The 378-nt window shown below is 40.7% G+C and carries 1 pseudogene; it reads right to left on the bottom strand.

Annotated features, from left to right (window positions below):
• Positions 1-187: pseudogene (locus AWU74_RS08760) on the bottom strand (hypothetical protein); the annotation flags it as partial.
• Positions 188-378 lie beyond the last annotated feature (191 nt).

Consider the following 378-nt stretch of genomic DNA (forward strand, 5'->3'; position numbering starts at 1 on the left):
TATAATGGTCAATTCCTCCCGACCACCTGTCCTGAAAACTGCGGATTTCCCCCGCGTCTCCCCAGATAACTTCATAATTGCGGTTGCTGAAAAACGGCGGGTCAAGATAGATAAGGTCTATGCTGTCCGCCTCTATGGTTTTGAGGATTTCGAGGTTGTCGCCGAGGATTAACTTATTTACGGGCATTGGTTGAGTGCTCCTTTATTGATCACAAATCAACTCTTGATAAAAGCGATAATTCCTAAAACACCCCCAATTATTCCCAATGTACTTCCAAAACCGGTCATAATAGCAGAAAAATAACTATTAAATAATCTTCCTGCATATTCCCTCCGAATTGCTTTATGCCTATCACTATCAATAAGTTTACCATTATT

The sequence above is a fragment of the Treponema endosymbiont of Eucomonympha sp. genome (genome assembly GCF_001028545.1).